Raw genomic sequence first — 12,070 nt, forward strand, 5'->3', positions numbered from 1 at the left:
GTCTGTGCCGGCGGCGGCCGCGGCCGCGGCGTAGCCGAGGTCRCGATAGGGCGAAAAGCGTCCCCAGGCCTTGTCGCCGCCATTGAGGAGATCGAACAGGATCGCGCCCGGCACGATTGGGATCAGCGCTTCGCGAACCCGATGACCACGGCCCTGCTCGGCAAGCCAGGCTTGCACGCCGCCGCCGGTATCGAGGCCAAAGGCGGAGCCGCCCGACAGCGCGATCGCGTCGACGCGCTCGACCGTGTTGGCAAGATCGAGCAGTGCGTCCTCGCGCGTGCCGGGGCCGCCGCCGCGGACGTCGATCGCCGCGACTGCGGGGGAGTCGAAGATGATCGCGGTCGTACCGGAGGCGAGTTTGGCATCCTCGGCGTGGCCGACGCGGACGCCGGCGATATCGGTGAGAAGGTTTTTCAACGACGGCACTCCATGCGCTCCAGGCGATTGGGCTGAAGCGATAGCGCACGCATGCGCCGCGCTCAACTGGCGAGCGCCGTCCTCAGCATCTTGGCGAGCTCGGACTTGCGGTAGGGCTTCGCCAGGAGCAGCACGCCGGAGTCGAGCCGGCCGTGATGGACGATGGCGTTCTCCGTGTAGCCCGAGGTGAACAGCGTCTTCAGATCCGGGCGCCGCCGTGCCGCCTCGTCGGCGAGCTGGCGGCCGTTCATGGCGCCGGGCATGATGATGTCGGTGAAGAGCAGGTCGATGCCGTTGTCGGCATCGATGATGACGAGGGCTTCGGCCGCGTTGGCGGCTTCGAGCGCGGTATAGCCGAGGCTCTTGATCTGGGTCATGACATACTGCCGCACCAGCGCGTCGTCCTCGACGATGAGGATCTTCTCGTCGCCGCCGGTGATGGGCACATTCTGGAGTGCCTCGTACTCGGTCTCCTGCACGCCGCTCGAGCGCGGCAGGTAGATCTTCACGCTCGTGCCGTGGCCTTCCTCGCTGTAGATCTTGATGTGGCCGCCGGACTGCTTGACGAAGCCGAACACCATGCTGAGCCCAAGGCCCGTACCCTTGCCGACCTCCTTGGTGGTGAAGAAGGGGTCGAATACCCGGTCGAGCAGCTCCGGCGGGATGCCGGAGCCGGTGTCGCTGACCGCGATCATCACGTAATTGCCGGGAGAGACGTCGGCATTCATGCTGGCATAGCCGTCGTCGAGGAAGACGTTGCGGGTCTCCAGCACCAGCGTGCCGCCGTCGGGCATGGCGTCGCGCGCGTTGAGCGCCAGATTGAGGACCGCAGTGGAGAGCTGGCTCGGGTCGATCAGCGTCGGCCAGGCGTCCTCGGTGAGCTGCGGCATGATCGTGATCTGCTCGCCGAGCGTCGGATGCAGGAGCTTGGCGGCCTCCAGCACCAGCGCATTGACGTCGATCTCGCGCGGCTGGAGCGGCTGCTTGCGGGCGAAGGCGAGCAGATGCTTGGTCAGCTGCGCGCCGCGTTCGGCGGCATCGTCGATCAGCTTGGTGATGGCGGCGAGCTCGGGCCGGTCGGCGACGGCGTCCCCGAGGATGCCGATCGTGCCGGTGATGACGGTCAGCACGTTGTTGAAGTCGTGGGCGACGCCGCCGGTCAGCTGGCCGATCGCATCCATCTTCTGGACCTGACGGAGCTGGGCCTCGGCGGCCTGCTTGTCGGTCAGGTCGCGGCCGATGAAGAAATGGCGCTTGACGGGGTCCGACCAGGTGCCCATCCAGTTCAGCGAGACCTCGTGACCGTCGTAGTGGTAGTAGCGTGCCTCGAAGCTGCGCTTGATCTGGCCGCGGCGCGCCGCGCGCATCTCGCTCCGCGTCTTCTCGAGGTCGTCGGGATGGATGAACTCGGTCGCGCTGTGGCCGATCAGGTCCTCCGGGCTGAAGCCGAGGATGTCCTTCACGCTCGGGCTGACCTGGATGAATTTGCCGAAGCCGTCGGTGACCAGGATCAGGTCCTGCGAGGTCTCGAAGATGCGCTGGCGCTCCTCGGTCTCCTGGCGAAGCACCTCGCTGGCGCGCTTCTGCTCGGTGATGTCGTGGACGATCTTGGAAGCCCCGATGATCTCTCCGCCGGCCGATCTCAGCGGCGAAATATTGAGGACGACGTCGAGTGCGCGGCCGTCCCTTCGGAGCCGAACCGTCTCGTGCTGCGCGATCGACTCGTTGCCGCTGACCCGGTTGAGGATCCCCCTGACTTCCGCCTTCCGATCCTGCGGCACGATGATGTCGATCGGCTTGCCGATGGCCTCCGCGGCGGAATAGCCGAACAGATGTTCGGCGGCCTTGTTCCAGCCGGTGATGATGCCGTCGAGGGACTTGGTGATGATGGCGTCGTTGGCGGACTCGACGACGGCGCCGTACAGGGCGAGGCGCTTGCCATAGAAGTCGCGATCCGAGGCCGATTGCTCGCGCAATCTGCCGACGAGGCCCACCGTCTTCGCCTGGAGACGGACGTTTTCGATCAGCAGCACCGCCAGCACAAGCAATGCGGCGCAGAGGCCGTAGAGGCGGCCGGCGTAGAAGCCGAGATCGAAGCGGGCAGAATTGAAGATCCCCGACAGGGCGATATCGAACAGCCAGGCGCACATCGCCGCCATGAGCCAGACGTCGAGCACCGCATGCGGCCGCCTGAACCACAGACCGATCAGGGCGGCAAAGCTCAAAGACCACACGAACGAAATCACGCCCACCTGCGCCGTCGTGAAGCCGCCGCCTTCCTTCAACAGGGCCGGAAGCAGATCGTGCCGGGCGGTCACGATCCAGGTGAGGGCCGTCACTGCTACGCCGACACCGAGCAAGCTGCCGATGATCGCGTTTCGCGCCGGACCCGAGGTTTCGACCCCTCCGTTCGCTCCCTTCCACCAAACATAGGCCAGCACGAACATCGGAAAGCCGCCGTGCCAGATCATATAGAGCCAGGCGGTTGTCTGCGGGCCTGAGCCAAACAGCCCATTCGGCGCGAGAAGGCCGGGAAAGCTGAGCGCGTGGACCACGGCGGCTATCGCTGTGAACAGATAGCCGCTCGAAAGCCACAGCAGTGCGCGGGTCTGCAACACCGCAAATTGCGAGAACAACAGGACTGCGGTGATGACGTCGCAGACAGCGAGGGCGGATTGATAGCTCGCGACGAAGGCCGGCACAGGCAGCAGCGGGATACCTGCGAAGGGAACCGCGACCGCGAAAATGATGGCGGAGACACCGACGATCGCCAATGCTGCGGTGCGGTCGCCCCGGGTCGCCGGCAGCGTCGAAAGGAACGTGCCTCGCTCGATCGTTGTAGGCACGTCCACCTCTCGCAGATCGGTTTTGGCTTTTGCCGTCGATGTCATTCGGACCCCTGCAGCCTCGCTCCACAATAGCGGGTTCTGGGCGCGCATCCTGAGTCGTTGCGGCCGCGACTCAACCGAAGGTTACAGCTTACTTAATTTGGGCGGGAATACGGAGTAGGGACCGGGTAAGATGCGCTTTACTGGGCGGTGTCATAATGCCCTTCCGATGCGGCGGGTTCCAGGTCTGAATCATGCGATTTTGATCTCGATATCCGGGAGTTGTTCCCAATGCCCTGCGTTCTCATCATCGACGACCAGAAGGACGTTCGCGCAATGGTCGCGATTGTGCTCCGGGTCAACCATTTCGAGGTTGTGGAGGCCGCCAGCGGCGCGGCGGGGGTGAAAGCCTTCGCCGAAGGCTCCTTCGACGCGGCGATCGTGGACATTTTTCTCGGCGACACCAACGGCGTCGACGTCATTGCGGCCTTGCGCGAGCGCGCGCCGGGGCTTCCCGTCGTTGCGGTGTCCGGCATGACGGCACTCGATTTCATGGAGCAGTCGCCCCAACTGGCCGACGTGGTCTGCCTGCAAAAGCCGTTTCGGCCGAACGACCTCCTGCAAGCGCTGCGCAAGGCGCAGGCTGCCGCAGGAGGCGAGCTGCCGGCGGCGGTCTGACCGTGCCGCAAAAAGAAGCGCCCCGGGCAAGCCGGGGCGTGTCGACGATTGCATGGTAGCCCGGACCTGACAGTCCAAGGCCCGGCGGTGCCTCAGGTGCCACCGCCCTTGATCTCGGCGTAGCCGCCCTTGGCGTCCCACTTGTAGACGACGTAGTCGAGCTGCTTGATGTCGCCCTTGGCGTCGTACTCGATCGGGCCGATCACGGTGTCCCACTTGCCCGCCTTGATCGCCGCCATGACCTTCTTGGCGTCGGTGGTGCCGGCCTTCTTGGCCGCCTGCGACCAGACCTGCATCGCTGCGTAGGTGTAGAGCGTGTAACCCTCGGGATCGATGTTCTTGGCCTTGAAGGCGTCGACGATCTTCTTCGCGGTCGGCTTGTTGCGCGGATCGGGGCCGAAGGTGAACAGCGTGCCTTCGCCGGCCGGGCCGGTGATGGAGGCGTACTCCTTGTCGGCGAGCGCGTCGCCAGCCATCAGGATCGTCTTGAGGCCCTGGTCGCGCATCTGGCGCAGGATCAGGCCGCTCTCCTGATGGTAGCCGCCGACATAGACCAGATCGATGTTGTCGCGCTTCAGGCGCGAGACGATCGCGTTGAAGTCCTTGTCGCCCTTGTTGTAGGACTCGTACATCTTCTCGGTGATGCCGGCCTTGTTGAGCGCCTTCTTGGTCTCGTCCGCAAGACCCTTGCCGTAGGTGGTCTTGTCGTTGAGGATCGCGATGTTCTTGCCCTTGAAGTTCTTGGCGATGTACTGCGCCGCGACCAGGCCCTGCTGGTCGTCGCGGCCGCAGACGCGCGCCACGTTCCACAACCCGCTATCGGTGAACTTCGGATTGGTCGAGGCGGGGGTGATCTGGAGCACGTTACCGTCGGCGTAGGCCTCGGAGGCCGGGATCGACGACGACGAGCAATAATGCCCGGCGACGAACGGTATCTTCGCGCCCGCGATCTTTTCGGCGATCGAGCGCGCCTGCTTGGGATCGCAGGCATCGTCCTCGACGTTGAGCGCGAGCTTCTTGCCGTTGACGCCGCCGGCGGCGTTGATGTCGACCACGGCCATTTCGGCGCCGTTCTTCATCTGGCGGCCGAAGGCGGACTCGCCGCCGGTCATCGGGCCTGCGACTGCGACGGTGACATCCTGCGCGAACGCCGCGCTCGACAGCGCGATGGACGCGCCGAATGCCAGACCGATGAGCTTCAGTGATTTCATGAGATACCTCGCGGGTGGTCGCCTGTGGGAGTTGCCGGGCACGCCCGGTCCAAACCGGCGCCATTCTCGAATGATTTTGAAGAGAAGTCACCGGCAAAATACGGGCATTGGCGGAGATATCTCGCCACATTCGGCCGCACGTCATGCGCCTTTAGGCTAGTTCAGCCGTGCCGGCCGCCTTCCAGGTAGGCAGCGCGAATCTCCGGGCGCTGCAACAGCTCGGAGCCGGTCCCGGCCAGCGTGATCAGGCCATTGACCATGACGTAGCCGCGATGGGCGAGCTTGAGCGCATGGTTGGCGTTCTGCTCGACGATCAGGACGGTCAGGCCGTCCTGCCGGTTCAGGGTGCGGATGGCGTCGAAGATCTGGCGGGCGATCAGCGGTGCCAGCCCAAGCGAGGGCTCGTCGAGCAGGAGCAGGCGGGGGCGGCTCATCAAAGCGCGGGCGATCGCCAGCATCTGCTGCTCGCCGCCGGACAGGGTTCCGCCGCGCTGGGCGTAGCGTTCCTTCAGCCGCGGAAACAGCGCGAAGACGCGTGCCAGCGTCGCGTCGCGCTCCGAATCGGTGCATCCGGTGGCATCCGCCCCCATCTGGAGGTTCTCCGCCACGCTCATGCGCGGGAAGATGCGCCGGCCCTCCGGCGATTGCGCGATGCGCAAATGCGCGATCTCGTGGGTGGGCACGTCGGTGATGTCGCGGCCTTCGTACAGGATCTGGCCGGCGCGGGCGCGCGGCTTGCCGAAGATCGTCATCATCAGCGTCGACTTGCCGGCGCCGTTGGCCCCGATCAGGGCGACGATCTCGCCGGCATTGATCTCGACATCGACGCCTTTCAGCGCCTCGATCTTGCCGTAGGCGGCGTGCAGGCCGCGGATCGCGAGCAGGGGAGCGGTCACGACCCGCTCTCCATCACGGCCATCGCCTCTTCCTCGTCGGCCCCGAGATAGGCGGCGATCACCTTGGGATCGTCGCGGACCGCGCGCGGCGAACCTTCGGCGATCTTGACGCCATGGTCCATCACCACAATGTGGTCGGAGATTTCCATCACCACGGACATGTCGTGCTCGATCAGGAGGATCGAGGTGCCCTGCTCGTTGCGGATCGACAGCAGCAACTCGCTCAAGGCGGCGCTCTCGCGGGCATTGAGACCCGCGGCGGGCTCGTCGAGGCAGAGAAGCGCGGGCTCGGTGCACATCGCGCGTGCGATCTCGAGCCGGCGCTGGTCGCCATAGGCGAAATTGCCGGCGGCATCGTCGGCGCGATCGAGCAGGTTGACCCGCTTCAGCCATTCGGTGGCGAGATCAATCGCGCGCTTTTCGGCGTCGCGGTAGACGGGCGCGCCGATCAGCCCGAGCAAGGTGAAGCCGGAGGCGCGCATCAGTGCGTTGTGCTGCGCCACCATCAGGTTTTCCAGCGCGGTCATGCCGGGAAACAGGCGGATGTTCTGGAAGGTGCGGGCCACCTTGGCCTGCTTGGCGATACGGAAATCGTTCAGCCGCTCCAGCGCGATGACCTTGCCGTCGTCATGGGTGAGGCGGATGCTGCCGCCACTCGGCTTGTAGAAGCCGGTGATGCAGTTGAAGACGGTGGTCTTGCCGGCGCCGTTCGGTCCGATCAGCGCCGTGATCTTCTTCCGCTCCGCCGCAAACGACAGGTCCTGCACCGCGACGATGCCGCCGAAGCGCATGGTGAGCCGGTCGACGCCGAGGATCTTCGCGTCGCTCATCCGTGCCCTTCCTTGACGAGGTCGGAGGAGATCGCCTGCGCCTTGGTCAGATACACGGTCGGCGCGCGATGGCCGATCAGGCCGCGCGGCCGCCAGATCATGATCAGCACCATCGCCATGCCGAACACCAGCATGCGGTAGGTCTCCAGGCCGCGGAACAGCTCGAATCCGCCGATCATGGCGAGCGCGGCAAGCGCGACGCCGAGCTGCGAGCCCATGCCGCCGAGCACGACGATGGCGAGCACCAGCGCCGATTCCTGGAAGGTGAAGGATTCCGGGCTGATGAAGCCTTGCCTTGTGGCGAAGAACGCGCCGGCGAAGCCGCCGAACATGGCGCCGGTCGCGAACGCCGTGAGTTTCGTGGTCGTGGTGTTGATGCCGAGCGCGCGGCAGGCGACCTCGTCCTCGCGGAGGGCTTCCCAGGCGCGCCCGATCGGCAGGCGGCGCAGGCGGATCGTGACCCAGTTGGTGAGAAGGGCGAGCGCGAGGATCAGGTAGAACAGGAAGACGATGCGGTGGGTCGGCGAATACTCGATGCCGAGCCTGGCGGCGAGCCCGTTGTCGCTGTTGTCGAGCGGGATGCCGAAGAAGGAGGGGCGGGGAATGCTGGAGACGCCGTTGGGGCCGCCGGTGAGGCTCTGCCAGTTGATGATGACGAGGCGGATGATCTCGCCGAAGGCGAGCGTCACGATGGCGAGGTAGTCGCCGCGCAGCCGGAGCACGGGGAAGCCGAGCAGCACGCCCCAGAACGCGGCGAGGATGCCCGCGAGCGGCAGGCAGACCCAGAACGACCAGCCGAAATTGGTGGCAAGCAGCGCGTAGGAATAAGCGCCCACCGCGTAGAAGGCGACGTAGCCGAGATCGAGCAGGCCGGCGAGTCCGACCACGACATTCAGCCCCCAGCCGAGCATGACATAGGTGAGCACGAGGATCGCGAGGTCGAGGATATAGCGCTGATCATAGAAGATCACCGGCACCAGCACCGTGAAGATCAGAAGCGCCGGAGCGAGGTAGCGGCCGATAAACGACATTCCGCTTTGCACCGCCGGCGGCACCAGCTTCTCGGCGCCGCTCGGACCGATCCATTGCCGCAACAGCTCGATCACGATCGAGCCGCCGAACACGGCGGCGACGAGGGCTGCGACCTCGCCGAAGCGCGTCCAATAGGTGAGCTGGCCGTCGGAGCCGGCCTCGGTGCGGACGCCGACCATCAGCGAGAACAGCACCAGCGCGACCAGCGCGCTGAGCAGGGATTTTTTCAGGATGTAGAGGATGCCCGCCGAGCGAGGGGCCGTCATGGGTGAGGGAGCTGTCACGCGGCCGGTCCGTCAGACTTTTTCGACTTCGGGACGGCCGAGCAGGCCGGTCGGCATGAAGATCAGCACGACGATCAGGATCGAGAACGCCGCGACGTCCTTGTACTCGACCGAGAAATAGGCCGACCAGAATGTCTCGATCAGGCCGATCGCGAGGCCGCCGAGCATGGCGCCCGGCAGCGAGCCGATGCCGCCGAGCACGGCCGCGGTGAACGCCTTGATGCCGGCGACGAAGCCCATGAAGAAGTCGACCAGGCCGTAATAGAGCAGGTACATCAGGCCCGCGACCGCGGCGAGCGCGGCGCCGATCACGAACGTCATGGAGATGGTGCGGTCGACATCGACGCCGAGCAGTGCCGCCATGGTCTGGTCCTGCTCGCAGGCGCGCATGTCGCGCCCGAGCCGGGTGCGCGAGACCAGCCAGGTGAAGATCGCCAGCAGCACGATGGTGGTGATGACCACCATGATCTGGATGTTGGAGAGCTGGATCACGAAACCGTCCTGGCTCTCATGCAGCGTGTAACCGCCGGTGATGAGCGGCGGGATCGGCTTGACGCGCGCGCCTTGCGCCACCTGCGAGTAGTTGGTGAGCACGAAGGACATGCCGATCGCCGACAGCATCGGGGCGAGGCGGAAGGAATGGCGCAGCGGCCGGTAGGCGATGCGCTCGATGGTCCAGCCATAGAGTGCGGTGATGGCCATCGAGACCAGGAGCACCACGAGCAGGATCAGCGGGATCGCGGTCAGCCCGAGCGAGATCAGGATCAGGAAGGTGATCAGGGCGATGAAGCCGCCGATCATGAAGACGTCGCCATGGGCGAAGTTGATCATGCCGACGATGCCGTAGACCATCGTGTAGCCGATCGCGATCAGGCCGTAGATCGAGCCGAGCACGAGGCCGTTGATGAGCTGCTGGGCGAAATAATCCATAGGCTGCCGTTACCCAAACCTGACGCGGCTCAAAGGGAGCTCTTGAGAAGAGTTCTTGGGCCCCGGCAGCCCTTGAGCGTTCTGTCAGTTTTCTAACAGGAGGGAACTGGCGGCTGCAACTGGTCAGGCCTCGGCATAAAGGCTTGTACAGAATTCATTTCGCGCCCGGTTCCAGCGTCCCGAGAAGGAACCGGGTTCCCAGGCAACCAATATCAGCGCCCGCCGTTATCCGCCCCGTGACGTCCAACAAGGGAGTTCCCCCCAAATGACGAAGCAGCAGAACCAGAATCCGGGCCAGCAGAACCAGACCCCCGGCCAGCGCCCCGGTCAGCAGCAGGGCGGCGGCCAGAAACCCGGACAGCAGAAGCAGGATCCGATGCGTCAGGATGACAAGCCCGGCCAGCAGCACGGCGGCCAGCGCGATCAGGACAACTAGAAGCCCACGAGTGGAGAGCCCCGCCGCAAGGTGGGGCCTCTTTTTCGTTGGCGTGTTGCTCCGTCATTCCGGGATGGTCCGAAGGACCAGACCCGCAATCTCGAGATTCTCAGGTGCGCAATTGCGCACCATAGTTCGATGCTGATGCATCGCCCCGGGATGACCATGAGGGGGGCCTGTTAAGGTAAACAAAGGGTTTAAATTGCCGCCATAGTCCGATGCGAGTTAGCTCCCGGCAAAGCCTTTCCATTGAAGGCGGGTGGCAGGCGAAACGGGAAGCGGCATGTTCAGGAATTGGCGGATCGGCTCGGTCAACGGCGCGCTGCTGGCGGCCTATTTCATCCCGGCCTGGACGCTCGTCGCCTTCAACATCATGGTGGCGCCGGTGCACGGCCTCTACGAGCGGCCGAGCGTGGCGGTGGCGCTGTTCCTCAGCGACCATCTCCAGATGGCGGGGATGAGCACGGTGCGCGCCGCCTGGCTGCTGGCGCTGGGCCGGCTGACCGTGGTGGCGTTCTTTGCAATCTACCTCGCGCTGCTCTGCGTCCCCCGTGTCCGCAAGTCCGGCGGCAGCGATGAGGCGCTTGCCATCGCGCTTGCGATCGGCAGCCTGATCTCGTTTGCGAGCATGGTGATGGCCTCGAAGGTCGGCGAGATGGCCGCGCTCCGGCTGCATGCCACTGAGCTGTTGCTCTTGCTCGGCGCTGCCATCGTGATCGTGATTGAACGCCCGGAGGCGGCGCCGCAGGCCGCCGAGGCCCCCGCGCCGCTAGCCCTTGAGCAGGCCGAGCTCCTGCACAATCGCTGAGGCTTCCTTGACGGCGTGGTTCGCCGCCGGCACGCCGCAATAGATCGCCTGTTGAAGCAGGATCTCCTTGATGTCGTCGGGGGTGAAGCCGCCCTCGGCAAGTGCCGCGCGTACATGCAGGCGGAATTCGTCCCACTGCCCGAGCGCGACCATGGTGCCGATGACGAGCACCCGCCGCGTGCGCTCGTCGAAATGCGGCCGCGTCCAGATCTCACCCCAGGCATAGCGGGTGATCATGTCCTGGAAATCGGTGTTGAAGGTGTTGCGGTTGGCGATCGACTTGTCGACCCAGGCATTGCCCAGCACTTTGCGGCGTACGTTCATGCCGGCGTCGCGGCGCTTCTGGTCGTCCATTGTGTTTCTCCGGATCAGTCATTCCGGGGCGCCTCGAAGAGGCGAACCCGGAATCTCGACGTCGTGAATGCCGATCGAGATTCCGGGTTCGATGCTTTGCATCGCCCCGGAATGACGATAAGCGCAATCAACGCTGCGTCAGGAAGCCGACCACCGCGTCGGTGAAGGCGTGCGGCTGCTCGACGTTGGAAATGTGGGCGGCGTCGATGATGGTCATGCTCGCGCCGGGAATGTTCGAACGGATCAATTCGCCCGCCGAGATCGGCGTCGCCATGTCGTGGCGGCCGGCGATCACCAGCGTCGGGCTCTTGATCTTCGGCAGCAGCTCGCGCTGGTCGAGCGTCGACAGCGCCTCGCAGCAGGCGAGATAGCCCTCGACCGGCGAGGCCAGCAGCATCGATTTCATCCGGGCGGTGATCTGCGGCTCGCGCTCGCGGAAATCGGCCGTCAGCCAGCCGCCGATCACGGCATCGGCGACCGCGGCGATGCCGCCCTTCTTCACGGCGTCGATGCGCTCCAGCCATTTGGTCGGCTCGGCATAATAGCAGGAGGTGTTGGCGAGGATGAGCTTGCCGAAGCGCTCCGGCGCGTTGGCGCCGAGCCATTGCCCGACCATGCCGCCCATCGACAGGCCGCACCAATGCACCTTCTCGATGTTGAGGTCGTCGAGGATCGCAAGCACGTCGCGGCCGAAGCGCTCCATCGTATAGGGGCCGGGCGGCACGTTCGACTTGCCGTGGCCGCGGCGGTCGTAGCGGATGACGCGGAACACCTGCGTCAGCGCCTTCATCTGCGGCTCCCACATCTGAAGCGTGCAGCCGAGCGAGTTGGACAGCATCAGGGTCGGCCCGCCGTCGCGGCCCTCGACGGAGACGTTGATGAGGCATCCGTCGGCATCGATCATGGGCATGCGGCGTCTCCGTTTTATTTGCGCTCAGGGCTGCTCTATTCGCACTCGAGGCTGTCGAGCAGCCGGTCGATCAGGGCTTGGGAAATCCCTTGATAGGCCATCGGTTCGAACAATGCCGCAATTTTTTCCGGCGAAAGATGCGCGGCGACCTGCGAATCGGCCGTGAGCACGTCGCGCAGATGCTTCTTCTCCGCGACCGCGCGCTTGCTCGCGGCTTCAATGAGGTGATGCGCGTCGCTCTTGCCGACCTTCTCCGCCAGCGCCATCGACACGGCCTCTGCCATGATAAGGCCGTGCGTCGCCTCGAGATTGCTGCGCATGCGYGCCGCATCGACGTCGAGCCCTTCGGCGATGTCGACGATCGCGGCAAGCGCGCCCGAGGTGACCAGCATCAGCTGCGGCAGGGTCGGCCATTCGGCGTGCCAGGGACCGGCGCTGCGCTCGTGGTCCTGCACC

Annotated in this window: 12 protein-coding genes and 1 pseudogene; 3 read left to right on the plus strand and 10 right to left on the minus strand. The window is 65.2% G+C overall.

Features of this window, described 5'->3' with window-relative positions; genetic code table 11:
• Nucleotides 1–417: P1 family peptidase (locus ACXJL8_RS19540; protein WP_456685429.1), on the minus strand; the 417-nt coding region annotated here is incomplete at its 3' end.
• A gap of 62 nt (nt 418–479) precedes the next feature.
• Nucleotides 480–3,308: a PAS domain S-box protein gene (locus ACXJL8_RS19545; protein WP_456621338.1), complete on the minus strand. Its 2,829-nt coding sequence runs from the start codon at nt 3,306–3,308 to the stop codon at nt 480–482.
• Nucleotides 3,309–3,536: 228 nt separating this feature from the next.
• On the opposite strand from ACXJL8_RS19545, the gene ACXJL8_RS19550 reads away from it, so the two are divergent.
• Entirely contained in the window at nt 3,537–3,923 is a 387-nt protein-coding gene (locus ACXJL8_RS19550) for a response regulator (protein WP_456618353.1), read from the plus strand.
• 92 nt (nt 3,924–4,015) lie between these two features.
• On the opposite strand, the gene ACXJL8_RS19555 is transcribed toward ACXJL8_RS19550, so the two are convergent.
• From ACXJL8_RS19555 to ACXJL8_RS19575, 5 genes are all read right to left on the minus strand, one after another.
• A complete protein-coding gene (locus ACXJL8_RS19555; protein WP_456618341.1) occupies nt 4,016–5,134 on the minus strand; it encodes a branched-chain amino acid ABC transporter substrate-binding protein in 1,119 nt (372 codons plus the stop codon).
• Between the two features lie 161 nt (nt 5,135–5,295).
• Nucleotides 5,296–6,030 (minus strand): ABC transporter ATP-binding protein, encoded by a 735-nt coding sequence (locus ACXJL8_RS19560; RefSeq protein ID WP_456618340.1) that lies wholly within the window; start codon nt 6,028–6,030, stop codon nt 5,296–5,298.
• Nucleotides 6,027–6,860 carry an ABC transporter ATP-binding protein gene (locus tag ACXJL8_RS19565; RefSeq protein WP_456618339.1) on the minus strand — a complete coding sequence of 278 codons (834 nt, stop codon included), beginning with the start codon at nt 6,858–6,860 and terminating at the stop codon, nt 6,027–6,029. Before ACXJL8_RS19565 ends, ACXJL8_RS19560 begins: the two co-directional genes overlap by 4 nt.
• Nucleotides 6,857–8,158: a high-affinity branched-chain amino acid ABC transporter permease LivM gene (gene livM / locus ACXJL8_RS19570; protein ID WP_456618352.1), complete on the minus strand. Its 1,302-nt coding sequence runs from the start codon at nt 8,156–8,158 to the stop codon at nt 6,857–6,859. Before livM ends, ACXJL8_RS19565 begins: the two co-directional genes overlap by 4 nt.
• 30 nt (nt 8,159–8,188) lie before the next feature.
• Nucleotides 8,189–9,106 (minus strand): ABC transporter permease subunit, encoded by a 918-nt coding sequence (locus tag ACXJL8_RS19575; RefSeq protein ID WP_456618338.1) that lies wholly within the window; start codon nt 9,104–9,106, stop codon nt 8,189–8,191.
• A gap of 265 nt (nt 9,107–9,371) precedes the next feature.
• On the opposite strand from ACXJL8_RS19575, the gene ACXJL8_RS19580 reads away from it, so the two are divergent.
• Nucleotides 9,372–9,542 (plus strand): hypothetical protein, encoded by a 171-nt coding sequence (locus ACXJL8_RS19580; protein ID WP_456618337.1) that lies wholly within the window; start codon nt 9,372–9,374, stop codon nt 9,540–9,542.
• A 283-nt stretch (nt 9,543–9,825) separates the two neighbouring features.
• Nucleotides 9,826–10,350, plus strand: coding sequence for a hypothetical protein (locus ACXJL8_RS19585; RefSeq protein ID WP_456618336.1), 525 nt, complete (start codon nt 9,826–9,828; stop codon nt 10,348–10,350).
• Here the strand turns inward: ACXJL8_RS19585 and ACXJL8_RS19590 are convergent.
• From ACXJL8_RS19590 to ACXJL8_RS19600, 3 genes and pseudogenes are all read right to left on the minus strand, one after another.
• Nucleotides 10,312–10,704 carry a carboxymuconolactone decarboxylase family protein gene (locus ACXJL8_RS19590; protein WP_456618335.1) on the minus strand — a complete coding sequence of 131 codons (393 nt, stop codon included), beginning with the start codon at nt 10,702–10,704 and terminating at the stop codon, nt 10,312–10,314. The genes ACXJL8_RS19585 and ACXJL8_RS19590 overlap by 39 nt on opposite strands.
• A gap of 127 nt (nt 10,705–10,831) precedes the next feature.
• Entirely contained in the window at nt 10,832–11,614 is a 783-nt protein-coding gene (pcaD, locus tag ACXJL8_RS19595) for a 3-oxoadipate enol-lactonase (RefSeq protein ID WP_456618334.1), read from the minus strand.
• A gap of 35 nt (nt 11,615–11,649) precedes the next feature.
• A pseudogene (locus tag ACXJL8_RS19600) lies at nt 11,650–12,070 on the minus strand (3-carboxy-cis,cis-muconate cycloisomerase); the annotation flags it as partial.

The sequence above is a fragment of the Bradyrhizobium sp. P5_C11_2 genome, assembly GCF_054049755.1.